The 22,687-nt window shown below is 69.5% G+C and carries 23 protein-coding genes; 5 read left to right on the plus strand and 18 right to left on the minus strand.

Going from position 1 to position 22,687, the window contains the following annotated elements; translation table 11 throughout:
- Nucleotides 1-34 precede the first annotated feature (34 nt).
- The 4 genes from PK98_RS03310 to rpsF form a co-directional block, all read right to left on the minus strand.
- Nucleotides 35-2,389, minus strand: coding sequence for a TonB-dependent receptor (locus PK98_RS03310; RefSeq protein WP_039094266.1), 2,355 nt, complete (start codon nucleotides 2,387-2,389; stop codon nucleotides 35-37).
- Between the two features lie 178 nt (nucleotides 2,390-2,567).
- Complete coding sequence (gene rplI, locus PK98_RS03315; protein WP_039094268.1) at nucleotides 2,568-3,179, minus strand: 50S ribosomal protein L9; 612 nt, start codon at nucleotides 3,177-3,179, stop codon at nucleotides 2,568-2,570.
- Between the two features lie 13 nt (nucleotides 3,180-3,192).
- Nucleotides 3,193-3,417, minus strand: coding sequence for a 30S ribosomal protein S18 (gene rpsR / locus PK98_RS03320; RefSeq protein WP_039094270.1), 225 nt, complete (start codon nucleotides 3,415-3,417; stop codon nucleotides 3,193-3,195).
- Complete coding sequence (gene rpsF, locus PK98_RS03325) at nucleotides 3,417-3,773, minus strand: 30S ribosomal protein S6 (RefSeq protein WP_039094272.1); 357 nt, start codon at nucleotides 3,771-3,773, stop codon at nucleotides 3,417-3,419. The genes rpsR and rpsF overlap by 1 nt, the downstream gene beginning before the upstream one ends.
- Before the next feature lie 226 nt (nucleotides 3,774-3,999).
- Here rpsF and PK98_RS03330 point away from each other — a divergent pair, with 226 nt between their 5' ends.
- On the plus strand, nucleotides 4,000-4,938 hold the full coding sequence (locus PK98_RS03330) for a DUF808 domain-containing protein (protein WP_039094274.1): 939 nt from the start codon (nucleotides 4,000-4,002) through the stop codon (nucleotides 4,936-4,938).
- Between the two features lie 18 nt (nucleotides 4,939-4,956).
- Here the strand turns inward: PK98_RS03330 and lexA are convergent, their stop codons facing one another.
- From lexA to moaC, 3 genes are all read right to left on the minus strand, one after another.
- A complete protein-coding gene (lexA, locus tag PK98_RS03335) occupies nucleotides 4,957-5,652 on the minus strand; it encodes a transcriptional repressor LexA (RefSeq protein ID WP_039094276.1) in 696 nt (231 codons plus the stop codon).
- Between the two features lie 75 nt (nucleotides 5,653-5,727).
- Nucleotides 5,728-6,912 (minus strand): molybdopterin molybdotransferase MoeA, encoded by a 1,185-nt coding sequence (locus tag PK98_RS03340; RefSeq protein ID WP_039094278.1) that lies wholly within the window; start codon nucleotides 6,910-6,912, stop codon nucleotides 5,728-5,730.
- Entirely contained in the window at nucleotides 6,909-7,412 is a 504-nt protein-coding gene (moaC, locus tag PK98_RS03345) for a cyclic pyranopterin monophosphate synthase MoaC (RefSeq protein WP_039094281.1), read from the minus strand. Before moaC ends, PK98_RS03340 begins: the two co-directional genes overlap by 4 nt.
- 383 nt (nucleotides 7,413-7,795) lie before the next feature.
- On the opposite strand from moaC, the gene PK98_RS03350 reads away from it, so the two are divergent.
- Nucleotides 7,796-8,590 carry an alpha/beta fold hydrolase gene (locus PK98_RS03350; protein WP_039094283.1) on the plus strand — a complete coding sequence of 265 codons (795 nt, stop codon included), beginning with the start codon at nucleotides 7,796-7,798 and terminating at the stop codon, nucleotides 8,588-8,590.
- A 23-nt stretch (nucleotides 8,591-8,613) separates the two neighbouring features.
- Here the strand turns inward: PK98_RS03350 and trpC are convergent, their stop codons facing one another.
- From trpC to PK98_RS03375, 5 genes are all read right to left on the minus strand, one after another.
- Nucleotides 8,614-9,399, minus strand: coding sequence for an indole-3-glycerol phosphate synthase TrpC (gene trpC, locus PK98_RS03355; protein ID WP_039094285.1), 786 nt, complete (start codon nucleotides 9,397-9,399; stop codon nucleotides 8,614-8,616).
- A 112-nt stretch (nucleotides 9,400-9,511) separates the two neighbouring features.
- Complete coding sequence (trpD, locus tag PK98_RS03360) at nucleotides 9,512-10,486, minus strand: anthranilate phosphoribosyltransferase (protein WP_039094287.1); 975 nt, start codon at nucleotides 10,484-10,486, stop codon at nucleotides 9,512-9,514.
- A complete protein-coding gene (locus PK98_RS03365; RefSeq protein WP_039094289.1) occupies nucleotides 10,483-11,091 on the minus strand; it encodes an anthranilate synthase component II in 609 nt (202 codons plus the stop codon). Before PK98_RS03365 ends, trpD begins: the two co-directional genes overlap by 4 nt.
- Nucleotides 11,092-11,099: 8 nt before the next feature.
- Nucleotides 11,100-12,626 carry an anthranilate synthase component I family protein gene (locus PK98_RS03370; protein WP_039094291.1) on the minus strand — a complete coding sequence of 509 codons (1,527 nt, stop codon included), beginning with the start codon at nucleotides 12,624-12,626 and terminating at the stop codon, nucleotides 11,100-11,102.
- A complete protein-coding gene (locus PK98_RS03375; protein WP_039096177.1) occupies nucleotides 12,627-14,561 on the minus strand; it encodes a peptidylprolyl isomerase in 1,935 nt (644 codons plus the stop codon).
- A 240-nt stretch (nucleotides 14,562-14,801) separates the two neighbouring features.
- Between PK98_RS03375 and tpiA the strand changes: the two genes are divergently transcribed.
- From tpiA to PK98_RS03390, 3 genes are all read left to right on the plus strand, one after another.
- Entirely contained in the window at nucleotides 14,802-15,569 is a 768-nt protein-coding gene (gene tpiA / locus PK98_RS03380; RefSeq protein ID WP_039094292.1) for a triose-phosphate isomerase, read from the plus strand.
- 117 nt (nucleotides 15,570-15,686) lie between these two features.
- Nucleotides 15,687-16,091 carry a preprotein translocase subunit SecG gene (gene secG, locus PK98_RS03385; protein WP_052207973.1) on the plus strand — a complete coding sequence of 135 codons (405 nt, stop codon included), beginning with the start codon at nucleotides 15,687-15,689 and terminating at the stop codon, nucleotides 16,089-16,091.
- Nucleotides 16,092-16,202: 111 nt separating this feature from the next.
- On the plus strand, nucleotides 16,203-17,834 hold the full coding sequence (locus tag PK98_RS03390; RefSeq protein WP_039094293.1) for a CTP synthase: 1,632 nt from the start codon (nucleotides 16,203-16,205) through the stop codon (nucleotides 17,832-17,834).
- On the opposite strand, the gene PK98_RS03395 is transcribed toward PK98_RS03390, so the two are convergent.
- The 6 genes from PK98_RS03395 to trpB are packed head-to-tail and all read right to left on the minus strand — an operon-like array spanning nucleotide 17,831 to nucleotide 22,635.
- The gene (locus tag PK98_RS03395; protein WP_081996017.1) at nucleotides 17,831-18,241 is read right to left on the minus strand and encodes a nuclear transport factor 2 family protein; all 411 of its coding nucleotides are present in this window, start codon (nucleotides 18,239-18,241) and stop codon (nucleotides 17,831-17,833) included. The two genes, PK98_RS03390 and PK98_RS03395, sit on opposite strands and share 4 nt — an antisense overlap.
- A gap of 39 nt (nucleotides 18,242-18,280) precedes the next feature.
- The gene (locus tag PK98_RS03400; protein ID WP_039094296.1) at nucleotides 18,281-19,579 is read right to left on the minus strand and encodes a bifunctional folylpolyglutamate synthase/dihydrofolate synthase; all 1,299 of its coding nucleotides are present in this window, start codon (nucleotides 19,577-19,579) and stop codon (nucleotides 18,281-18,283) included.
- Between the two features lie 11 nt (nucleotides 19,580-19,590).
- The gene (accD, locus tag PK98_RS03405; protein WP_039094298.1) at nucleotides 19,591-20,439 is read right to left on the minus strand and encodes an acetyl-CoA carboxylase, carboxyltransferase subunit beta; all 849 of its coding nucleotides are present in this window, start codon (nucleotides 20,437-20,439) and stop codon (nucleotides 19,591-19,593) included.
- Nucleotides 20,436-21,227 (minus strand): tryptophan synthase subunit alpha, encoded by a 792-nt coding sequence (gene trpA / locus PK98_RS03410; RefSeq protein WP_039094300.1) that lies wholly within the window; start codon nucleotides 21,225-21,227, stop codon nucleotides 20,436-20,438. The genes accD and trpA overlap by 4 nt, the downstream gene beginning before the upstream one ends.
- Nucleotides 21,224-21,406 carry a hypothetical protein gene (locus tag PK98_RS03415; protein WP_039094302.1) on the minus strand — a complete coding sequence of 61 codons (183 nt, stop codon included), beginning with the start codon at nucleotides 21,404-21,406 and terminating at the stop codon, nucleotides 21,224-21,226. Before PK98_RS03415 ends, trpA begins: the two co-directional genes overlap by 4 nt.
- Nucleotides 21,403-22,635, minus strand: a complete 1,233-nt coding sequence (trpB, locus tag PK98_RS03420) for a tryptophan synthase subunit beta (protein WP_039094304.1) — start codon at nucleotides 22,633-22,635, stop codon at nucleotides 21,403-21,405. Before trpB ends, PK98_RS03415 begins: the two co-directional genes overlap by 4 nt.
- Nucleotides 22,636-22,687 lie beyond the last annotated feature (52 nt).

Raw genomic sequence — 22,687 nt, forward strand, 5'->3', positions numbered from 1 at the left:
AGCACTATCATGCAATCACCTCGCAATAGTAGCTTCAGTAGCTGTAGCTTACTGTCAGCACGGCGGACCGGCCTTCGCCTGGGGTTGCCCAGCCATTGTTGCGGATGCCGGTGAAGTACCGCTCCTCGAACACGTTCTGCACGTTCAGCTGCGCGGCCAGACCGTTATCCATCGTGTACGCCACGTAGAACCGGTGCGTCATCCAGTCCTCCGCCTTGACGAAGGGCGTGGCCGTATTCGTCAGCAGGAAGCTGCCCTGGTAGGTGAAGCCGTAACCCACCTGCAGGCCGAAGGGCAGGGTGTAGGTGGTGAACAGGCTGCCGGAATGTTCGGGCGTGTTGGTCAGCGGGTTGTCGGCCTGCGTGTCCGTCAGCGGGCAGGTGACCCGCGTCGGCGGATTGGTCGGGTTGGGCGAGATATAGCTGCTGCCCGGATTGGCGAGGCAGTAGTTGGAGGTCGACTGCAGCACCTCGCTGTCGAGATAGGTATAGTTGGCGAAGATCGTCCATTCCGGCGTGATCCGCCCGGCCGCACCCAGCGCCACGCCGTCCACCCGGTTGCGCCCGTCATTCACCTGCAGGTTGCCGATCGAGGGATCGTTGCTGGCGAGGGGATAGTTGGTCCGCTCGTTGCGGAACAGGGCCGCCGTCAGCTGCAGGCCGGCATCGAACAGGTCCACCTTGCCGCCGATCTCGTAATTCACGGCCTCCTGCGGGTTCACCCCGCACGGCTCCGTTCCGGCCAGCACGTTCTCCACCGTGGCCGTGCCGCAGCCGCCGCGCACGGAGCTGGAGGTCGGCGTGCGGCTGTTGCCATAGGCGGCATACAGGCTGGCATTGGGAACCGGCTTGAACACGGCGCCGATGCGGTAGCTGAACAGATCGTCCTCCGTCTCCTGCACCACGCCCGGCGTGATCGCGCCGGCGGTGCTGACGGCATCGGCGCGGAAGGTCGCATCATTGTGCTCCCACCGGACGCCGCCATTGATCTCGAACTGCTCGCTCAGCACGACCGCGTCGAACAGGTATACGGCGATGTTGCTGGTCGTGCCGCGCTGCCGGCTGTTGCGGATGAAGTTGACCGGGCCGCCATAGACCGCGTCGGGATCGGCGATGCTGATCGGCGGCAGCACCGGGTTGGGCAGGGCACCGCCCGGGTTGCGCAGCGAATTGCCGCTGTCCAGCCGGTAATCCTCGGTGGTGTAGGCCGCGCCGAAGGTCAGGTTGTGCTGCACGCCGCCGGTGTCGAACTGCGCCATCAGGTCCAGCTGGTTGTACAGCAGCTCCGTTTCCGTGAACCGCGTGGTGCCGCGCGGACCGGAGGGATAGAAGGTGCCGGGCACCTGACCGGCATCGCAGCGCGCGCCCGACGTCAGCGTACCGCTCGCCAGGCAGAATGCACCCTGCGGCGGATTGACCAGGATGTCGGCATCGATGTGGCTGAGACGGAACAGGTTGCGCACCGACAACGTGTCGCTGAACTGATGCTCCACGATAGCGGTCGCCAGATCGATCTTCTGGTCCTGTCGGTCGATATCCTTGTATCCGTAATAGCCGCCATAATCGGCGCCCGGCAGCAGCCCGCCCAGCGCGGGGTAGTAAGGCACGCCATAGACCGGCGTGTTCTCGTCCTCCTGGTGCTGGTACAGCAGCGTCACGCTGGTGGGCCCGTCGATGCCGAAGGTGACGGACGGCGCCACGCCCCACCGCTCCGAACTCTCGAAATCGCGATCCGCGAACTCGTTATGGTGGACCATGGCGTTCAGCCGCACGGCGATGTTCTCGGCCACGCGCACATTGCTGTCGATCGTGCCGCGATAATAGTCGGCTGTCCCGATCCCGCCCGACACGATCGTCAGGTCGTCGGCGCGCGGACGCTTGGTGATCAGGTTGATGGTGCCGCCGATTGAGCCGGAGCCGGCGAAGACGGAGTTGGCGCCGTTCACCACCTCGATCTGTTCCAGGTTGAACGTGTCGGAGCGGTTGTACTGCGCACTGTCGCGCACGCCGTCGATCTGCAGGTCGTTGTTCGCGCTCTGGCCGCGCAGGTTGATGCTGTCGCCATAGCCGCCGCCACCTTCGCCCGCCCCGAAGGTGATGCCGGGGATTGTCGTCAGCGCCTCGCGCAGGGTCAGCAGGTTCTGCTGCCGGATCGTCGTGTTGCTCAGCACGGTGATGGTCTGCGGAATGTCCAGCAGCGGCTGCGTGTACTTGGGCGATTCCGCTTCCTCCACCTTTACCGCATCTTCGTCATCGATCGCGGTGCTGGTGACGGTGGCGGAGCCGAGACGCTGCGGCTCTGCCTGCTGGGCCTGCGCCCCGCCGGCAAAGGCCAGCGCGCTGACGCAGCCGAGCGCGAGGGACGACGGAATGGTTCGAATTGCAGACATGAGACCCCCAAGTAAACTCGAGGGCGCAGCTACTACGAGTGATTCTCAACTGCAACATTAAAGATGCGATTCTCTCGCAAGTCTGTCGCGGATTGTTCAGCAGCGGTTCGGCACGAAAAAGGGGCGCGGAACCGACCGGTTCCACGCCCCCTCCTGATGGTTCGCGATGGACCCGAGCTTACTGCTCGGTCGCCTCCGGAGCCGCTTCCTCTTCGTCGTCGCTCGGCAGTTCGCCCAGCTCGCGATTGGGGTCGTAGCCCTCGGTGAAGCCTTCGCTCTCGCCGCGGTCTTCCTCGAACATGCGGGCCATGACGTCGACGCCCTGGCTCTGCAGCTCGGCTTCGTCCGCCGACCGCGCCACGTTCACCTTCACCGTCACGCGCACTTCAGGGTGCAGCGCGATGGTGATGTCGAACATGCCCAGCGTCTTGATCGGCGTGGGCATCACGACCTGGCGCTTGTCCACGTCGTGACCCTGTTCCACCAGCGCCACGGCGATGTCGCGTGCACTGACCGAACCGTACAGCTGGCCGGAGTTGGAGGATGCGCGGATCAGGACGATCTGAGCACCTTCCACGGTCTGGCCGGCGGCCTGGGCCTCGCTCCGGCGTTCCGCGTTCTCGGTTTCCAGCCGTTCCCGGTTGGCTTCGAACACGCGCTTGTTGTTGTCGTTGGCGCGCAACGCCTTCTTCTGCGGCAGCAGGAAGTTGCGGGCGTAGCCGTCCTTGACGGTCACGACATCGCCGATGGCGCCGAGCTTCTCGATCCGTTCGAGCAGGATGATATCCATGGTCGTCCGCTCCTTACTTCACGACATACGGCAGCAGGCCCAGATGGCGGGCGCGCTTGATCGCCTTGGCCAGCTCGCGCTGCTTCTTGCCGCTGACGGCGGTGATACGGCTCGGCACGATCTTGCCACGCTCGGACATGAAGCCCTGCAGCAGGCGCGTGTCCTTGTAGTCGATCGCAGGGGCGTCCTTGGCCGAGAACGGGCAGGACTTGCGGCGGCGGAAAAACGGACGGGCCATCAGTTGCTATCCCCACGGCGCTTGCGGTCGCGCTCGACCTTGCGCAGCTGCGCAGACGGGCCTTCCTCGTGCTCTTCAACGGCGATGGTGATCCAGCGGATCACGTCCTCGTTGATGCGGTTCTGGCGCTCCAGCTCCATGACCATGGCGCCCGGACCCTCGAGGTTGAGGAGCACGAAATGCGCCTTGCGGTTACGGTCGATCTTGTATGCCAGGGACTTCAGGCCCCAGCTCTCGGTCTTGACGACCTTGCCCTCGTTCGCTTCCACGATCTCCGTGATCGAGGCGGCGAGTGCGTCGACCTGAGCCTGGCTCAGATCCTGACGCGCGAGGAACACATGCTCATAAAGAGCCATGCCAACGCTTCCTTTCACTTCCTGCCGATCGCTGGCTGTCCGCCATGCACGTCACCCGCGCTGGCATCGGCCCCTCCGGCTTTCTGCTGACCCACGCGGCGCGGTTCGCCGGCGCGGGAAGCGGCGGCCTTAGCGCATGGCGGGCGGAAAGCAAGCACGCTGATCCGCTCGCACCCGCCGGGCGATCTGCTACGACCGCCGCGCGAATCTTTGATGGAGAACGATCTTGGCCGGTGGACTGGTTGCCTTGCTGGACGACATAACGGTGATCGCCAAGGTCGCGGCCGCATCGATCGACGATGTCGGCGTGGCGGCGGCCAAGGCGGGCAGCAAGGCCGCGGGCGTGGTGATCGACGATGCGGCGGTGACCCCGTCCTACGTCACCGGCTTCACGCCCGACCGCGAGCTGCCGGTGATCGCCCGCATCGCCAAGGGCAGCCTGATCAACAAGCTGGTGTTCCTGCTGCCGGGTGCGCTGCTGCTGAGCGAGCTGCTGCCTGCCGCGATCACCTGGCTGCTGCTGCTGGGCGGGCTCTACCTCGCCTATGAAGGCGCGGAGAAGGTGATGGAGAAGCTGGGCGGCGCCAAGCATGGCGAAACGCTGGAGGATCCGATCGAGGACCCGGTCGCTTTCGAGAAGGCGCGGGTCAGCGGCGCGGTGCGCACCGACCTGATCCTGTCGGCGGAGATCATGGCGATCGCGCTGGCCGAAGTGGCGGACCAGACGCTGGTGACCCGCGGGATCACGCTGGCGCTGGTCGGCATCGTGATCACCGTGGTGGTCTATGGCGTCGTGGCGCTGATCGTGAAGATGGACGATGTCGGGCTGCATTTGGCGAAGCGGGACAGTGCCGGGGCGCAGAGTGTGGGGCGCGGGTTGCTCTATGCCATGCCGCGCATCCTGGTGGCGCTGTCGGTGATCGGCACGGTCGCCATGCTGTGGGTCGGCGGCGGGATCGTGCTGCATTCGGGCGAAGTGCTGGGCCTGCCGGCGCCGGCCCACTGGGCCCACGGCGCCGAGCACTGGCTGGCGGCGCATGGCGGTGCGGGTGGCGGCGTGCTGGGCTGGCTGGGCTATGCCGGGATTTCGGCAATCGTCGGCCTGGTACTGGGCACGATCATCGCGCTGGTGCTGCACAAGGTGCTGAAGGTCGGCGCGCACTAGGCTGCGCGCCGCACCCCGTCAGTTGTAGCGGCGCAGCAGACCCGCCAGCTTGCCCTGCACCAGCACATCGCCGGCGGGGTAGAGCTGCGGGTCGTACGCCGCATTGGCCGGGTCGAGGCGGATCATGCCGCCCTTCTCGCGCCAGAGATATTTCAGCGTCGCTTCCTCCCCGCGGATCAGCGCGACGACGATCTCTCCGTCACGGGCGCTGTCGGTACGCTTCACCAGGGCATAGTCGCCATCCAGGATGCCGGCCTCCACCATGGAATCGCCGGACACTTCCAGCGCATAATGCTCGCCGGCGCCCAGCAGGGCGGCGGGGACGGGGAGGACGCGGTTGTCCTCCATCGCCTCGATCGGCATGCCGGCGGCGATGCGGCCGTGCAGCGGTACCTCGATCACATCATTGGCCGGGGCCGGCGTCACCTGCGGGGCGCGGGCGGCGACCACGGTGGACGCAACGTCGTTGGCCGCGGCAGCGGGGGTGACACGGGTGACATTGTCCGGCTGCCGCACCACTTCCAGCGCGCGTGCGCGGTTCGGCAGGCGGCGGATGAACTGGCGTTCCTCCAGCGCGGAGATCAGGCGATGCACGCCGGACTTGCTGCGCAGGTCGAGTGCTTCCTTCATCTCCTCGAACGAAGGCGAGATGCCGGTCGCCTCCAGCCGCTGCTGGATGAACTGGAGAAGTTCGTGCTGCTTGGCGGTGAGCATCGGGCGCCTGTTCCCATTATTGACCGGCCGTTTCGTGAACGGATACGGAACAAGTAGGCAACTCGCCCCGCGCCGTCAAGCCAGCAGGTGCACCGCTGCCATGGTACCGGCCGACGCCGCCGCGCTGCCCACCGGGCGCCGGATCAGCGCATCGCTGCTCGCCAGCGAAAGCAGGGCGCTGCTGTCCTGCTCGTCCGCCGGCAGCACGCCGTCCGCGGTGAGGCGGGCACGGACGAATTCCATGCGCGCACCCGCGGCGGGCAGCGGTGCGGCGAGCGGCAGGTGCAGCGTGCGGGGCAACGGGTCGGCGGCGCCGGCCAGGGCGCGCAGCAGGGGCAGCAGGAACAGCACGGCGGTGACGTAGCTCGACACCGGATTGCCCGGCAGGCCGATGATCCATTGCGACCCGCGCCGGGCCACCAGCAGCGGCTTGCCCGGGCGGATCGCCACCCGCCAGAAGGCGATTTCCGCCCCCCAGGCCTCCAGCGCCGGCCGGATCAGGTCGTGATCGCCGACCGAGGCACCGCCGCTGGTGACCAGCACATCGGCGTCGCCGATACCGGCCAGCGCATCGGCCAGGGCGGCCAGCGTATCGGCGACCGGGCCGATGCGGGTGATGGCGGCAACATGCGGCATGGCCATGGCGGCGAGCATGGCGCCGTTGCTGGCCGGGATCTGGTGCGGCGCGCAGGCGGCGGGATCGGTTGCCAGCTCGTCGCCGCTGTCCAGTACGGCCAGCCTTGGCAGCCGGCCGACGGGCAGGGCGGCATGCCCGGCGGACAGCGCCAGTGCGATCTGGCCTGCGCCGATCATGGTGCCGGTGTGCAACAGCGGAGCGCCCGTGGCAAAGTCGAACCCGGCACGGCGGATGTGCCGTGCGCTGGCCGTGCCGCCGGGCAGCAGTACCAGGCTGTCGCCGTCGCGCAAGGCCTCCTCCTGCAACAGCACCGCGCCGGCATCGGCCGGCACCAGCGCGCCGGTGGCGATCCGCACCGCCTGCCCGGGCAGCAGTGCGGCGGGGAAGGGGCGCCCGGCGGCACTGCGGCCGATCACCTGCCACGGCCCGGCAAGGTCGTCGGCGCGCATGGCATAGCCATCCATCGCCGACAGGTCGGCCGCGGGCTGCGTGCGGCGGGCGGCCAGCGGAGCCGCGAGATAGCGGCCGGTGGCGGCCTCCGTCGCAACCTCCTCCGAACCCAGCGGGGTGACGCCGGAGAGCAGGCGGTCCTGCGCTTCTTCCAGCGGGATTGGCGGGTTCATGCGCCGTGATCGCCGACGGAGTGTTCCGGGACGGCGCGCCAGTGGCCGCTCTTGCCGCCGGTCTTCTCCAGCAGGCGCACGCCGTCGATCATCATGCCCTTGTCGATCGCCTTGGCCATGTCGTAGATCGTGAGCAGCGCGATCGAGGCGGCGGTCATCGCCTCCATCTCCACGCCGGTCTTGCCGGTCAGCGCGGCCCGGGCGGTCACCTCCAGCGTACGATCATCGGCAAAGGCGAAGTCGACGCTGACGGTGTCCAGCGCCAGCGGATGGCATAGCGGGATCAGCTCGCCCGTGCGCTTGGCCGCCATGATCCCGGCGATGCGCGCCGCCGCGAGCACGTCGCCCTTGGGGCCGCTGCCGTCGCGGATGGCGGTGAGCGCCTCCGCGGTCATGCGGATGCGTCCGGTTGCGGTGGCGGAGCGGGCGGTCGGCGCCTTACCGCCGACATCGACCATGCGGGCGGCGCCGGTCTCGTCCAGGTGGGTGAGGCGGCTCATCGGGCGGTGCCGGCGGCGAGGGGGGGTGACAGGGGTGACACTGTGCAAGGCATTGCCTGCCATGCCGGCCCTGCGTCGACGATGTGACCCTGTCCGGCGATCCGGATTGCCCGGGAAAGGACGTCCCATGCGGAGGCGAAGCTGACACATCTGACACTGTCCGGGCGGAACCCTGCCAGAGCAATCGCGGGCACGGACGGCGGGGGCAGGAAGGGTGCGGCAGGAGGACGGACGTGGATCATCGCCGGGTCATGGCACAGGGCGGCGCTGTAGGACAGGCGCCGCATGCGATGTGGTGGCCTGCGCGACGACCGACGTCTTCGCCCCGGTCCTGGACCGTTCTGCCCGGCCGATCGTTGCCGGGCGAAGAGGAGAGTACACCCATGCATCAGATCACCCGCGGCAGCGGCACACCGTTGCTGCTCATCCATGGCCTGGGCAGCAGCTGGCGCGCCTGGCAGCCCATCCTGGACGATCTCGCCGCGGAGCGGTTAGTCATTGCCATCGACCTGCCGGGCCACGGCGCCAGCCCGGCCGAGCCGGACAGCGGCAGCTTCGCCGGTCTGGTCGGCAGCGTCGAACGCTATCTCGTGGCCAACGATCTGCTCGGCGTCGATGTCGTGGGCAGTTCGATGGGGGCACGGATCGTGCTGGAGCTGGCCCGGCGGGGCAAGGTCGGCAATGTCGTCGCGCTGGACCCGGGCGGGTTCTGGCGCGGGTGGGAGCGCAGGTTCTTCAGCACCACCATCGGCCTGTCCGCCCGGCTGCTGCGCCTGCTGCGGTCACGCCTGCCGGCGATCAGCCGCAGCGCCGCGGCGCGCACCGCGCTGCTGGCGCAGCTATCGGCGAAGCCCGCCGCCCTGTCGCCGGACCTGGTCTGCGGCGAGCTGACCGCCATCACCGACACGCCGACCTTCGATGCCCTGGTCGAGGACCTTGCCAATGGTCCGGAGCAGCGCGGCCCGGCCGCAGATCCGGCGGCGCGCATCGTCATCGGCTGGGGCAGGCGCGACCATCTGTGCCTGCCGCGTCAGGCACACCGGGCGCTGGCGGCGTTCCCGTCCGCAACGCTGCACTGGTTCGACCAGAGCGGCCATTTTCCCATGTGGGACATGCCGCGCGAGACGGCAGCGGTCATCCTGCAGGCGACGCGCCAGGCAGGTCCGGCATCAGCCTGACCGGCGGCGGATCGCCGGCGCGGTCAGCCCTTCAGCAGCGACTGCGTGGCCGCGGCGATGTCGGGCTGGCGCATCAGGCTTTCGCCCACCAGGAAGGTGCGCACGCCGCTGTCCGCCAGCGTGACGCAATCCGCATGGGTGGCGATGCCGCTTTCGCCGACCAGCAGCGTGCCCGCCGGTGCCAGTGGCGCCAGCGCCTGCGTGATGCCGAGGTCGGTGCTGAAGGTGCGCAAGTCGCGATTGTTGACGCCGATCAGGCGGGACCGGAGGCGAGCGGCGCGCTCCATCTCGGCAGCATCGTGGACCTCCACCAGCACGTCCATCCCGCGTTCCAGCGCGGCGGCTTCCAGTTCGGCCATCTGGCTGTCCTCCAGCGCGGCGACGATCAGCAGGATCGCGTCGGCACCGATCGCGCGTGCCTCGGCCACCTGCCACGGATCGAGCGTGAAATCCTTGCGCAGCACCGGCAGCCCGCAGGCCGCGCGAGCGTCCATCAGGTAGTCCTCGTGCCCCTGGAAATAGGGCGCGTCGGTCAGGACCGAGAGACAGGCGGCGCCGCCCTGTTCATAGGCGATGGCGTGTTCCGCCGGCCGGAAATCGGCGCGGATCATGCCTTTCGAGGGCGAGGCCTTCTTGATCTCCGCGATCAGCGCGAAGCCGGTCGCGGCCTTTGCCTCCAGCGCGGCGCGGAAGCCGCGAGGCGGGGTAGCCCCGGCTGCGCGGCGATCGAGATCGGCGATGGTGGCGTAGGCCTTGCGGTCGGCCACTTCTGCCATCTTGGTGGCGCAGATCTCGGTCAGCTTGTTCATGGGCGCGCTATGGCTTGCGGTGGCGCGGATGGAAAGAGGTGCCGGCGTCCTTCGACAGGCCGTGGACGGGCAGGGGCGAGGGATGGGCTTGCCTGCAGACCCGGGCGCGCCCTTACCGCGCCGCTGCGATCCACCGTGCCAGCAGATCGCGGCCAGCGCCGCTGTCGATCGCCTCGGCCGCGCGGGCGGCGCCGGCCTGCCAGTCGGGCGCGGCCTCCGCCACGATCAGCGCCGCCGCCGCGTTCAGCAGCACGGCGTCACGATAAGGACCGGCCTGCCCGGCCAGCAGGGCGGACAGGGCGGCGGCATTATGCGCCGCATCGCCGCCGCGGATGGCACTGACGGGGGCGGTGGGCAGCGTGGCGAGGGCCGGCTCCACCCGGCTCATCTGCACGGTGCCGCCGCGGATGGTGGCGACTTCGTTGCCGCCGGCCAGGCTCAGCTCGTCCAGCCCCTCGTCGCCGGATACGATCAGGGCATGCGCCGTGCCCAGCTGTGCCAGCGCGTCGGCGTAGATCGGGACGTAATCCGGCCGGGCGATGCCGATCAGCTGGCGGGACACATCGGCCGGGTTGGCCAGCGGGCCCAACAGGTTGAAGATGGTGCGCCGGCCGATCGCGCGGCGGATCGGCATGATCCGTGCCATGGCCGGATGGTGCGCGGCGGCGAACAGGAAGCCGATGCCGATGGTGCCTAGCGTCGTCTCCGCCGTGCGCGCGGCAGCGTCCAGGTCGAGGCCGAGCGCCTCCAGCGTATCGGCCGCGCCCGCCTTGCTGCTGGCAGCGCGGTTGCCGTGCTTGGCCACCGGGACACCGCAGGCGGCGATGACGATGGCGACAGCGGTGGACACGTTCAGCGTGTGGTGACCGTCACCCCCGGTGCCGCATACGTCGATGGCACTGGCGGGGGCAGCGACGCGGATCATCCGGGCGCGCATGGCGCGGGCGGCGCCGGCGATCTCGGCCGCGGTCTCCCCACGTTCGGTCATGGTGACCAGCGTGCGGGTGATCGCCTGATCGTCCATCCCGCCGTCGAGCATGCGGCCGAACAGCGCCTCCGCCTCGTCGGCGGGGAGCGGGTGGCTCATGGCCGTGCTGCGGGCTCGATGCCGCAATCGCGCAGGAAGTTCGCCAGCAGATCGTGGCCGTGTTCCGTGGCGATGCTTTCCGGGTGGAACTGCACGCCGTGGATCGGCAGCGTGGCATGGCGGAAGCCCATGGCGACCGTGCCGTCCAGCCCCGGTGTCTCGCTATGGGCATTGACCACCAGCACGTCCGGAATGTCGACCACCACCAGCGAGTGGTAGCGGGTGGCGGTGAACGGGCTGGGCAGGCCGGCGAACACGCCGCTGCCATCATGCGTGACCGGGCTGGTCTTGCCGTGCATCAGGCCGCCGCGGGTGACGGTGCCGCCGAAATATTGCCCGATCGCCTGATGGCCCAGGCACACGCCCAGCAACGGCCGGCGCGCATCTGCGCAGGCGCCGACCAGGTCCAGGCTGATGCCGGCCTCCGTCGGCGTGCAGGGGCCGGGAGAGATCAGGATGCCGGCGGCGCCGGTGTCCAGCGCCTGGGCGGCGGTCAGCGCATCGTTGCGCACCACCTCCACCGGGGCGCCCAGTTCCATCAGGTAATGGACCAGGTTGAAGGTGAAGCTGTCGTAATTGTCGATGACGAGGATGGGGGCGGTCATGGGCGCACTCATTGGCCGAAGCCGGGTTCGGCGGCAATGCGTGCTGCCTCGCGCGCGGCGGCGATCAGGGCGCCGGCCTTGGCCTCGCATTCGCGCTGTTCGTAGGCCGGGTCGCTGTCGGCGACGATGCCGGCGCCGGACTGGACATGCATGGTGCCGTCCTTGACCACGGCGGTGCGCAGCACGATGCAGCTGTCGACCGAGCCGTCGGGCGCGAAATAGCCGACACCACCCGCGTAAGGCCCGCGTGTCTCCGGCTCCAGCCCGGCGATGATCTCGCAGGCGCGGATCTTGGGCGCGCCGCTGACGGTGCCGGCGGGAAAGCCGGCGAACAATGCGTCGAGCGCATCACGTTCGGGCGCGAGCTGGCCGACCACATTGCTGACGATGTGCATGACGTGGCTGTAACGTTCGACGGTGAAGCTGTCGGTCACCGTCACGCTGCCCGCCGTCGCCACGCGGCCGACATCGTTGCGGCCCAGGTCCAGCAGCATCAGGTGCTCGGCCAGCTCCTTGGGATCGGCCAGCAGCTCGGCCTCCGCCGCGCGATCGGCCGCCTCGCTGAGCCCGCGCGGGCGGGTGCCGGCGATGGGGCGGATGGTCACCTCGCCATCACGCACGCGGACCAGGATCTCCGGACTGGAGCCCACGATCGCGAAGCCCGGCAGGTCGAGAAAGTACAGGAAGGGAGAGGGGTTCACCCGCCGCAATGCGCGGTACAGCGCCAGCGGCGGCAGCGGGAAGGGGCAGGTGAAGCGTTGCGCCAGCACGACCTGGAAGATGTCGCCGGCGGTGATGTACTCCTTCGCCCGGGCCACCATCGCCGGGTAGTCGCCGGGGGCGAGCACCGGGTTCAGCGCCATCTCCGGCAGTTCGGGCGCGGCGGCCGGCGCCATCGGGGCGGGTGCGGCCAGGCGGCGCAGCGTGTCGTCGATCCGCTCTGCCGCGCGGGCCAGCGCATGGTCGGCGCCGGTGCCATCGGCCCACAGGGGCGCGACGCAGAACAGCGCGTCGGTCAGCCCGTCGAACACCAGCACCACGGTCGGCCGCACGAACAGCATGTCGGGCAGTGCCAGCGCGCCCTGCGGCGCGCGGGGCAGCTGTTCGACCAGGCCGATCGTCTCGTAGCCGAAATAACCCACCAGGCAGGCCAGCGCGGGCGGCAGTTCGGGCGGGACGTCGATGCGGCAGGATGCGGCCAGTGCGCGCAGTTCGGCCAGCGATCCGCCGGGCAGCGGGGCGAAGGCGGCACGGTCCTGCTGCCACGCACGGTTGATCTCGCAAGACAGGCCGGTAGCGCGGTAGACCAGGTCCGGGTCGAGGCCGAGCAGGCTGTAGCGGCCGCGGATGGCGCCGCCTTCGACCGATTCCAGCAGGAAGTCGCCCCGGCCCGGCTCGATCAGCTTCAACGCGGCGCCGACCGGGGTTTCCGTGTCGGCCACTACGCGCCGCCACACCAGCGCCGGCTGCCCGGCGGCGAGCTGGCGGCGGGCGGCGTCCGCATTGGCGAGGGCGTGGGAGGCGAGCGGCGGCACTTACTGCGCGCCGGTCAGCTGTGCGGTGACGCCGGCGATCGCATCGGCGTTGCGCGTCACGCCGACCTCCGCCTCCACCGCGGCCAGGAACTGCTGCACATACTCCTCGCCGGTGGCCGTGCCGAGCTGCTGCAGCGAGGCGAGCACCAGCGGATCGGTCTGCGCGATCACGGGTGCCTGCACGTCGGCCAGCTGGATGACGTACCAGCCGCCATCGCCCTGTTCCTCCAGCGTCTTGGTCGTGCCCTTCGCCATGGAGAAGAACAGCGCCAGCGGACGGGGCACCTGCTGCTGTCCGGCCAGCTGGTCGCGCGTCAGGTTGACGGCGCGCGGGGCGGGCAGCCCCTTGTTCTCCGCCGTCAGCGCGGCGGCGAGCGTGGAACCCCCGGCGATGCGCTGCTGGATGCGCTGCGCCGCGGCGCGGGCGGCAGCGGCGCCTTGGTCCCGGCGCCACAGGCCGGCAACCTCCTCCCGGATCTCCGCCAGCGGGGCGGTGGCCGACGGGGTGATTTCCCCCACATCATAGGCGATGAAGCGTTCGCCCGGCACCAGTTCGGCAACCTGCGCCTCGCCTTCCTTCATCTCGAAGGCGGACGGCAGCACGCGGACCAGTTCGGCCGGAACCCGTTCGTTGCTGGTCGTGCCATACAGCACGCCCTCGGCCGTGGCCGGCCGCGTGGTGGCGACGGTACCCTTCACCGAGGTAGCGACCTCCGCCAGGGTGGCGCCGTCATCCAGCTGGTCCTGCACCCGGGCGCCGAGGCCGGCGACGGCCGCGGTGCGGGCCTCCTGCGTCAGCGTCTGGGCGATCTCGCCACGGACCTGCGCCAGCGTGCGGGCGGGGTTCCGCTCCACCGCATCGACCTGCAGCACATACCAGCCGAGCGGGCCGCGCGCCGGGGTGGCGATGCCGCCGCTCGCCGCGGCGAAGGCGGCGGTGGCGACCGCGGCGGAGGACTGGCTGGTCAGCGCGCCCTGCGTCATCGGGCCGATGCTGGCGGTGCGCAGCCCCTTGCGCCCGGCCGAGGCGGGCAGCGTGGTGCCGCCGCGCACTTCCGCCACGATGGCCTGCGCCGCCGCTTCCGTCGGCACGATCAGCTGGGTGAAGCGGCGCTGCTCAGTGGCGCCATATTGCGCGGCATCACGCTGGAACCGCTGGGCGATCTGCGCATCCGTCGGCGCGGGCACGGCCGGCAGCGCATCGGTGCCGAAGGTGACGTAACGCAGCACCCGGCGTTCGGGGCGGATGTAGCTGCTGCTGGTCTCGCGATAGAAGGCCTGCAGCTGGGCGTCGGTGGGTGCGGCCGTCGGGGCATAGGCATCGCTGGGGATCAGCGCGATCGCGCCCTGGCGCCGTTCGCGCAGCAGCGCGGCATAGCGCGGGCCGAAGCTGGCGGGCATCACCGGCGACAGCGCGATCGGCGACAGCAGCTGGCGGGCATACAGCCCGGAAGCGAGATCTTCCCGCACGGCGGCCTCCGTCAGGCCGCGCTGAGCCAGCGTGGCGCGGAACAGATTGGCGTCGAACTGGCCATCCGCGCCGCGGAAGGCGCCGATCTGCAGCAATTCGCTGTCCACCAGCCGGTCGCTGACGCGCAGGCCGTTCTCCTGCCCGAACACCGCCAGCGCGGTGCGGCGCAGCAGCTGGTCCAGCACCTGGCGCAAGCCCCCCTGCGCGATGAAGGCCGGCATGGTGAGGGTGGGGTTCTGCTGCCGCTCCGCCTCCAGCGCGTTGTTCATGTTGCTGACCAGGTCGGCGCTGTCGACGCGCTCGTCACCCACATCGGCCACCCGGTCGCCCCCGGCGACGCCGCCGAAGAAGCTGCTGTTCGCCAGGTCGCCGCCGACAAAGGCGAGGGCCATCAGTGCCAGGAAGGCCAGCGTGATGCCGACGCCGACCTTCGACTTGGTGAGATTGCGGAACATCTGGAGCATGGGAGCAGGGCGCTTCTTGCGAAAGGACAGGACGACAGGCGCCCGGCCGGACGCATGCGAGGCGGCGCTGTATCCGGCCTGCAACCCTTCCGCAACAGTGCCGGCGGCGCCGGACATCCGGCCGCACCGGCAGCTTTGACAATGAGGGCGGCCGGGGGTAGCGGCATCCGACCAGGCCGATGGCGGCACCGCCGCGCATCGACCGATCATTCGTACATTGACAAGCATCAAGGACTATAGATGGCCCAGCGCCCCTATATCGTCGGCAACTGGAAGATGCACGGGAACCGTGCCATGGTCGCGGAGGCGCGCGCCATCGACCGTGCGGCCGAGCGGCTGATCAAGGTGGAGGTGGCGCTGGCGCCGCCGGCCACGCTGATCCAGGCGATCCGCAAGGAGGCCAGCCTGATCGGCGTGGGCGCGCAGGATTGCCATGCGGCCGAAAGCGGCGCGCATACCGGCGGCATTTCCGCCGCGATGGTCAAGGATGCCGGTGCCGGCTTCGTGATCGTGGGCCATTCCGAACGCCGCAGCCATCATCGCGAATCCGATGCCGAGGTCCGCGCCAAGGCGCAGTCCGCCTTGTCGGTCGGCCTGGCCGTGATCGTGTGCGTGGGCGAAAGCGAGGAACAGCGCGATGCCGGCAATGCCGAGGCGGTCGTCGCCGCGCAGCTGGAGGCATCGCTGCCCCGCGGCGAGCATGTGATGGAGCGGGTCACCGTCGCCTACGAGCCGATCTGGGCGATCGGCACCGGCCGCACGCCCACCGTCGAGGACGTGGCGTCCATGCACCGGGCCATCCGCGCGCAATTGCTGGCGGTCTATGGCCCCGGCGCGGAGGCGGTGCGGATCCTGTATGGCGGATCCGTCAAGGCGGACAATGCGGCCGAGTTGCTGGCGGCGGACGAGGTCGGCGGCGCACTGGTCGGCGGCGCCAGCCTGACGGCCGAAAGCTTCGTCGGCATCGTGGTCGCCGCGGCGGAGCGGCTGGAGCACAGCCACCACTGATCGCCCCCGATCGCAGGGCATTGCGGGCCGGGGTTCCCGCAATGCTTGAGAAAACACGCCCGGCAGACTAGATGCGCGGCTTCACGCGCTCCGCCGCGCCTCGCCTTAAGGTAGTTCATGTCGCTGTTCATCTTTCTGTCCGTGATCCAGGGGATCATCGCCGTGGCGCTGGTCGCCGTCGTGCTGATGCAGCGCAGCGAAGGCGGCGGGCTGGGCGTTGGCGGCGGCGGCAGCCCGGGCGGGCTGATGTCGGCCCGCGGTGCGGCCGATTTCCTGACCCGCACCACCAAGTGGCTGACGGTCGCCTTCGTCTCGCTGGCCATCGTGCTGGCCGGGCTGGCGGTAAACCAGGCGGGTACGCGCGAGCTGGACACCAGCCTGGATCGCACGGTCACCACGCCGGCGCAGAACCCGCAGCAGGCGCCTGATGTCATCCCGGGCGACCCGGGCCTCGACGGGCAGGCACCGGTCGAGCCCGTGCCGCAGGCGCAGGACGATCCGCTCGCCGGCGTGGCGCAGTAAGCGCCCGCTTTCCACCTGGCGCGGCATTGCTGCGTTTCCGACGATTTCTGTGCACAGCGTGACGGCCCGGCCTTGCGCCGAATCCGCTTGCCCGCTTAAGGCCCGACTCCCATGACCCGGTACATCTTCATCACCGGCGGCGTGGTCTCCTCGCTTGGCAAGGGGCTGATGGCTGCCAGCCTGGCGGCGCTGCTGCAGGCGCGCGGCTACACCGTCCGCATTCGCAAGTTCGATCCCTACCTCAATGTCGATCCGGGCACGATGAGCCCGTATCAGCATGGCGAGGTGTTCGTGACCGATGACGGCGCGGAAACGGATCTCGACCTGGGCCATTACGAGCGTTTCACCGGCGTGTCCGCGCACCAGAGCGACAATGTCACCAGCGGCCGGATCTACCAGCAGATCATCGCGCGCGAACGGCGCGGCGACTACCTGGGCGCGACGGTGCAGGTGATCCCGCATGTGACGGACGCGATCAAGGAATTCGCGCAGGCCGACACGGCCGGCCTGGACTTCGTGCTGTGCGAGATCGGCGGCACGGTCGGCGATATCGAGAGCCTGCCCTTCATCGAGGCGATCCGTCAGCTCCGCAACGAGCTGGGGCGCGAACGCACCGCGCTGGTCCACGTGACGCTGGTGCCGTACATCTCCGCCGCGGGCGAGCTGAAGACCAAGCCGACGCAGCATTCGGTGCGGGACCTCACCAGCCTGGGCGTGCAGCCCGACCTGCTGCTGTGCCGCTGCGAACACCCGCTGCCCCCGGCGGAACGCGCGAAGATCGCGCTGTTCTGCAATGTGCGGCCGGAGGCGGTGATCCAGGCGCTGGATGCCAACTCCATCTACAGCGTGCCGTTGCAATACCACCGCGAAGGGCTGGATGCCGAGGTGCTGCGCCATTTCGGCCTGACCGCACCGCTGCCGGACCTCACCACGTGGGACGAGGTGGTGGACCGCTACCAGAACCCCGAAGGCGAGGTGACCATCGCGGTGGTGGGCAAGTATGTCGGTCTGCCCGATGCCTACAAGAGCCTGAACGAGGCGCTGGTGCATGGCGGCATGGCCAACAAGGTGAAGGTCCACATCAAGTGGATCGATGCCGAGCTGTTCGAGCAGGACGATGCCACCATCGCCGCCCAGTTGGAGCCGATGGACGGCATCCTGGTGCCCGGCGGGTTCGGCGAGCGGGGCAGCGAGGGCAAGATCGCCAGCGTCCGCTTCGCCCGTGAACGCGGCGTGCCGTTCTTCGGCATCTGCCTGGGCATGCAGATGGCCTGCATCGAGGCGGCGCGGAACAATGCCGGCATCGCCGAGGCCAGCTCCACCGAGTTCGGCCCCACGCCGGAGCCGGTGGTCGGCATCATCACCGAGTGGATGAGCGCCGAGGGGCTGCAGCAGCGTTCGGCCGAGGGCGATCTGGGCGGCACGATGCGGGTCGGCGCCTATGACGCGGTGCTGGCCGGCAACAGCCATGTCGCCCAGGTGTATGGCGGTACCGCGATCAGCGAACGGCACCGGCACCGCTACGAGGTGAACGCCGCCTACAAGGATCGGCTGGAAGCTGGCGGCCTGCTGTTCTCCGGCATGTCGCCCGACGGGCTGCTGCCCGAGATCGTGGAGCGGCCGGACCATCCCTTCTTCATCGGCGTGCAGTTCCACCCCGAACTGAAGAGCCGCCCGTTCGACCCGCACCCGCTGTTCGCCGGCTTCATCAAGGCGGCGCTGGCGCAGTCGCGGCTGGTCTAGGGCGCGGGCGGCCGCGCCACCGTCTCGTTGGCGTGACGGGCGAAGAACCACCAGCGACCGTCCTTCCACAGCCAGACATTGGTGAACCGGCGCTCCACGGCGTGGCCGCCATCGGCCCGCCTCTGTCCGGCGATGCTGTCGGTGGAGGGTCGGACGACCTCCCGTCCGGCCACGACGCCGACGTGGCCATCCAGCGACACGGTTTCCACGAACCGTTCGAACCGGTTGTGGCCGATCCCGCGATTGAGCCACAGGGCCAGCGTCCGCTCGCGCGACCACATCTCCCCTTCAGGCGAGTTCACGTGGAAGGTCGGGTGCATCATCGCGTCGAGCGCGGCGGCATCACGGGTGCGGGCAGCCTCGTGCTGGGCCGCTCGGCTCCCCGCAGAACTCGTCTCGTCCTGCACGGCAACGGTATCGTGGAGCGCCGATGCAGCCGGCCGGGGCTAGTCCGGTGCTTCTCCGTTCGCCGCCAGCACCTTGCCTGCCAGGTAGAGCGAGCCGGCGATCAGCACCGGCAGGCCATCGGGCGGCAAGGCAGCCAGCGCCGCGGCCACGGTGCCATGGGCGCGCGCGTCGGGACCGAAGGCGCTGGCCTCATGTGCCGCACTGCCCTCGATCGGCACGGCGGAGAGTGTGGCGATGCTGGCGGCCAGCGGCGCGATGATCGCCTGCGGATCGCGGTTGGCGAGCATGGCGATCACCAGATGCACCTGCTGACCGGCGAAGTGCCGCGCGATGGCGGCGCCGGCATCGGCATTGTGCCCGCCATCCAGCCAGATCGCCCGGCCAGGTGCCTGCGCCGTCAACGGCCCATCACCCAGCAATTGCAGCCGTGCGGGCCAGCGGGCGGCGCGGATGCCGGCGGCCATGGCGGCCGGGCCGACGCTCACCCGGTCCTGGTGGCGCAGCACGGCGACCGCCAGGGCGGCATTGTCGCCCTGGTGCCGGCCGGGCAGGGCAGGCAGCGGCAGGGTCAGCGCGCCATGCCGGTCGCGGTACTCGATGGCATCGTCGCCCACTTCCGCCCACCAGTCGGCGTCGCGCATGTGCAGCGGGGCACCGGCGGCGGCGCACAGGCGCTGGATCTCCAGCTCCATGCCCTCGGCGTAAGCCTGCGTCACCATCGGCGCACCGGTGCGGGCGATGCCGGCCTTCTCGAACGCGATGCGGACCAGCGGTTCGGACGGGGCGCCGTCCTCCGGCACCAGCAGGAACGCCTCGTGATCCACGCCCAGGCTGGCAATGGCGGTGGCCGCCGGATGCTCCAGCACGTTGGTGGCATCCAGCCGCCCGCCCAGCCCGACCTCGATCACGCAGGCATCCGCCGGATGACGGGCGAAGGCGAGGAAGGTGGCAACGGTGGTCACCTCGAAGAAGGAGGGCGTGAGATCCTCGCCGGCGTCCAGCACCTCGGCCAGCAGGCTGGCCAGCAGCGCATCGTCGATCAGCCGGCCGGCGATTCGGATGCGTTCGTTGTAGCGGACCAGATGCGGCTTGGTGGCGCTGTGCACCACCAGGCCCTCGGCCTCCAGCATGGCCGCCAGATAGGCGCAGGTGGAACCCTTGCCATTGGTGCCGGCGACATGGAACACCGGCGGCAGGTTCAGCTGCGGATCGCCCAGCCGGCCCAGCAGGTCCCGGACGACCTCCAGCCCCAGCCGCCCCTGCGGCAGGCTGAGCGCGGCCAGCCGGTCAAGCTGGCGCTGCACCGCCGGATCGCTGGAGGCGGCGAAGTCCTTCACCGGCGCAGGAGTCAGGCGGCCTTGGCCGGTGACAGGTAATCCAGCAGCATGGCCAGTGTCGGGCGCAGATCCCGCCGGTGCAGGACCATGTCGATCATGCCATGTTCCAGCAGATATTCCGCCCGCTGGAAGCCCGGGGGCAGCTGCTCGCGGATCGTCTCCTGGATCACCCGCTGCCCGGCGAAGCCGATCAGGGCATTGGGTTCGGAAATGTGGATATCGCCCAGCATGGCATAGCTGGCGGTGACGCCGCCGGTGGTGGGATCAGCCAGCACTACGATGTAGGGTAGACCGGCTTCGCGCAGGCGGCGCGTCATCACGGTGGCGCGCGGCATCTGCATCAGACTGAGGATACCCTCCTGCATGCGTGCGCCGCCCGCCGCGGTGACGACGATATAGGGCAGGCCTTCCCGCAGGGCGGCGTCAGCGCCGTTGCAGAAGGCCTGGCCGACCGCCTGCCCCATCGAGCCGGCCATGAACATGAAGTCCTGCACACCGACCACCGCCCGCCGGCCCTCGATCGCGCCGGTCGCAGCGGTGAAGGCATCGCAATGCGCGTTGCTGGCGCGCGCCTGCTTCAGCCGGTCCGGATACCGCTTGGTATCGCGGAACTTCAGCGGATCGTCGGCCACGGTGGGATCGGGCAGCAGGTGGAATCCCGGGTCGAGCAGCTGCGCCAGCCGCGTGTCGGCGCCGATGCGGCCATGATGGTCGCATTTGGGGCAGACATACAGGTTCGCCTCGTATTCCCGGGTGAACAGCATCTCGTTGCAGCCCGGGCAGCGGGTCCACAGATTGTCGGGCGTGTCGCGGCGCGGCGCGAAGGGCAGCGAATTGCGGACGCGGCTGATCCAGCTCATGCGCGGGCCCCCCGGGCGCCATGCACCGCGGCGGACAGGCCGCTGGCCAGTGCCTGCAGGTGCGCGGGCGCGGCGGCGCCATGTTCGGCCACCAGTTCCACGAAGGCGGAGCCGACCACCACGCCATCGGCCACGCGGGCGATGGTGGCGGCCTGGTCCGGGGTCCGCACCCCGAAGCCGACTGCCACGGGCAGGTCGGTCTGTTGTTTCAAGCGCATCACGTTCTCTTCGATGGAGGCCATGGCGGCCTGCTGCTTGCCGGTGATCCCGGCGACGGAAACATAGTAAAGGAACCCGCCCGCGCCAGCCAGCACCGCCGGCAGACGGGCATCGTCCGTGGTGGGGGTGGCCAGCCGGATCAGTGCGATGCCCTTGCCGCGCAGGGCGGGGCCGAGATCGGCATCCTCTTCCGGCGCCAGGTCCACGCTGATCACGCCGTCCACGCCGGCCACGTCGAGCGCATCGGCGAACCAGTCCGGCCCGCGCCGCACCATCGGGTTGGCATAGCCCATCAGCACCAGCGGCACCGCCGGGTGGCGCGTGCGGAAGGCGGTGGCGATCGCCAGCACGTCGGCCGTGGTGGTGCCCGCCGCCAGCGCGCGAATGTCCGCCGCCTGGATCGCCGAGCCATCGGCCATCGGGTCGGTGAACGGCATGCCCAGCTCGATCACGTCGGCCCCGCCCGCGACCAGCGCATCCAGGTTGGCGCCCGTGTCGCCGTCGCCGGCGGTGATGAAGCAGACTAGGGCAGGGCGCCCCTTGGCGAAGGCATCGGAAAGACGGGTCATGCGCGTCCCAGCAAAGTGGCACCGAGCGCGATGATGGCCGCGCCGATGGCGATTTCGATCAGGTCGTTCATCCCCACGGTCACGCCGCGCGACAGCAGGTAGCGCGTCAGTAGCCGCGCGCCGACCAGGGCGGTGAAGAAGATGGCGAAGCTGGTCGCCAGCGAGGTCACGAACTTCACATCCGCACGCCCAGCCGTTCGGCCACGGTGAAGATGTCCTTGTCACCGCGCCCGCACAGATTGGCCAGGATCACCTTGTCCCGCGGCATCTCTCGCGCGCGATAGACGATGGCGGCGATCGCGTGGGCCGGCTCCAGCGCGGGGATGATGCCTTCGGTGCGGCACAGCAGCTGGAACGCGTCCAGTGCCTCGAAATCGGTGACGGCGGTATATTCCACCCGGCCGACCTCCTTCAGCCAGGCATGTTCCGGCCCGATGCCGGGATAGTCCAGCCCGGCGCTGATCGAATGCCCTTCGGTGATCTGGCCGTCATCGTCCTGCAGCAGATAGGTCTTGTTGCCGTGCAGGATGCCCGGCGCGCCGCCGGCCAGCGATGCGGCATGCTTCTGGTCCAAGCCATAGCCCGCCGCTTCCACGCCCAGCATCTTGACCTCGGCATCGTCCAGGAAGGGATGGAACAGGCCAATCGCGTTGGACCCGCCGCCGATCGCGGCCACCAGCAGGTCGGGCAGGCGGCCGGTACGGCGCAGCATCTGCTCGCGCGCCTCGCGGCCGATCACGCTCTGGAAATCGCGCACCAGCTCCGGATAGGGGTGCGGCCCGGCAGCGGTGCCGATGATGTAGAACGTGTCGTGCACATTCGCGACCCAGTCGCGCAGCGCCTCGTTCATGGCATCCTTCAGCGTGGCGGCCCCGCTCGTGACGGGGATCACCTCCGCACCCAGCAGCTTCATGCGGAACACGTTGGGCTGCTGCCGCGCCACGTCGGTCGCGCCCATGAAGATCACGCAGGGCAGGCCGAAGCGGGCGCAGACCGTGGCGGTGGCGACACCATGCTGCCCCGCACCGGTCTCCGCGATGATCCGCGTCTTGCCCATGCGGATGGCGAGCAGGATCTGCCCGATGCAATTGTTGATCTTGTGCGCGCCGGTGTGGTTCAGCTCGTCCCGCTTGAACCAGACCTCCGCCCCCATGCCTTCCGGCGCATCCAGCCGCAGCGCATCGGTCAGTCGCTCCGCATAATAGAGCGGGCTGGGGCGGCCGACATAATGTTCCAGCAGGTCGTCGAACTCGGCCTGAAAGCGCGGATCTTCCTTCGCGGCACGGTATTCCCGCTCCAGATCCAGTACCAGCGGCATCAGGGTTTCGGCGACATACCGGCCGCCGAACTGGCCGAAATGGCCACGCTCGTCCGGCTGGTTGCGGAAGGAATTGGGCTGGCTGCTCATGCCGCAGCGCCTGCCATGCACGGCGCGCCCTGTCCAGCATCGGCAGGTTGCC

Source organism: Croceibacterium mercuriale, from assembly GCF_000802385.1.
Lineage (GTDB): Bacteria > Pseudomonadota > Alphaproteobacteria > Sphingomonadales > Sphingomonadaceae > Croceibacterium > Croceibacterium mercuriale.

What these genes read in the sequence shown, in the direction of transcription:
- lexA (WP_039094276.1), bottom strand. Translation starts at nt 5,652, where the DNA reads ATGCTCACCGCCAAGCAGCACGAACTTCTCCAGTTCATCCAGCAGCGG.
- trpC (WP_039094285.1), bottom strand. Translation starts at nt 9,399, where the DNA reads ATGAACAAGCTGACCGAGATCTGCGCCACCAAGATGGCAGAAGTGGCC.
- rplI (WP_039094268.1), bottom strand. Translation starts at nt 3,179, where the DNA reads ATGGATATCATCCTGCTCGAACGGATCGAGAAGCTCGGCGCCATCGGC.
- PK98_RS03310 (WP_039094266.1), bottom strand. Translation starts at nt 2,389, where the DNA reads ATGTCTGCAATTCGAACCATTCCGTCGTCCCTCGCGCTCGGCTGCGTC.
- PK98_RS03375 (WP_039096177.1), bottom strand. Translation starts at nt 14,561, where the DNA reads ATGCTCCAGATGTTCCGCAATCTCACCAAGTCGAAGGTCGGCGTCGGC.
- moaC (WP_039094281.1), bottom strand. Translation starts at nt 7,412, where the DNA reads ATGAGCCGCCTCACCCACCTGGACGAGACCGGCGCCGCCCGCATGGTC.
- rpsR (WP_039094270.1), bottom strand. Translation starts at nt 3,417, where the DNA reads ATGGCCCGTCCGTTTTTCCGCCGCCGCAAGTCCTGCCCGTTCTCGGCC.
- PK98_RS03340 (WP_039094278.1), bottom strand. Translation starts at nt 6,912, where the DNA reads ATGAACCCGCCAATCCCGCTGGAAGAAGCGCAGGACCGCCTGCTCTCC.
- PK98_RS03350 (WP_039094283.1), top strand. Translation starts at nt 7,796, where the DNA reads ATGCATCAGATCACCCGCGGCAGCGGCACACCGTTGCTGCTCATCCAT.
- trpA (WP_039094300.1), bottom strand. Translation starts at nt 21,227, where the DNA reads ATGACCCGTCTTTCCGATGCCTTCGCCAAGGGGCGCCCTGCCCTAGTC.
- accD (WP_039094298.1), bottom strand. Translation starts at nt 20,439, where the DNA reads ATGAGCTGGATCAGCCGCGTCCGCAATTCGCTGCCCTTCGCGCCGCGC.
- PK98_RS03365 (WP_039094289.1), bottom strand. Translation starts at nt 11,091, where the DNA reads ATGACCGCCCCCATCCTCGTCATCGACAATTACGACAGCTTCACCTTC.
- secG (WP_052207973.1), top strand. Translation starts at nt 15,687, where the DNA reads ATGTCGCTGTTCATCTTTCTGTCCGTGATCCAGGGGATCATCGCCGTG.
- PK98_RS03390 (WP_039094293.1), top strand. Translation starts at nt 16,203, where the DNA reads ATGACCCGGTACATCTTCATCACCGGCGGCGTGGTCTCCTCGCTTGGC.
- rpsF (WP_039094272.1), bottom strand. Translation starts at nt 3,773, where the DNA reads ATGGCTCTTTATGAGCATGTGTTCCTCGCGCGTCAGGATCTGAGCCAG.
- trpB (WP_039094304.1), bottom strand. Translation starts at nt 22,635, where the DNA reads ATGAGCAGCCAGCCCAATTCCTTCCGCAACCAGCCGGACGAGCGTGGC.
- trpD (WP_039094287.1), bottom strand. Translation starts at nt 10,486, where the DNA reads ATGAGCCACCCGCTCCCCGCCGACGAGGCGGAGGCGCTGTTCGGCCGC.
- tpiA (WP_039094292.1), top strand. Translation starts at nt 14,802, where the DNA reads ATGGCCCAGCGCCCCTATATCGTCGGCAACTGGAAGATGCACGGGAAC.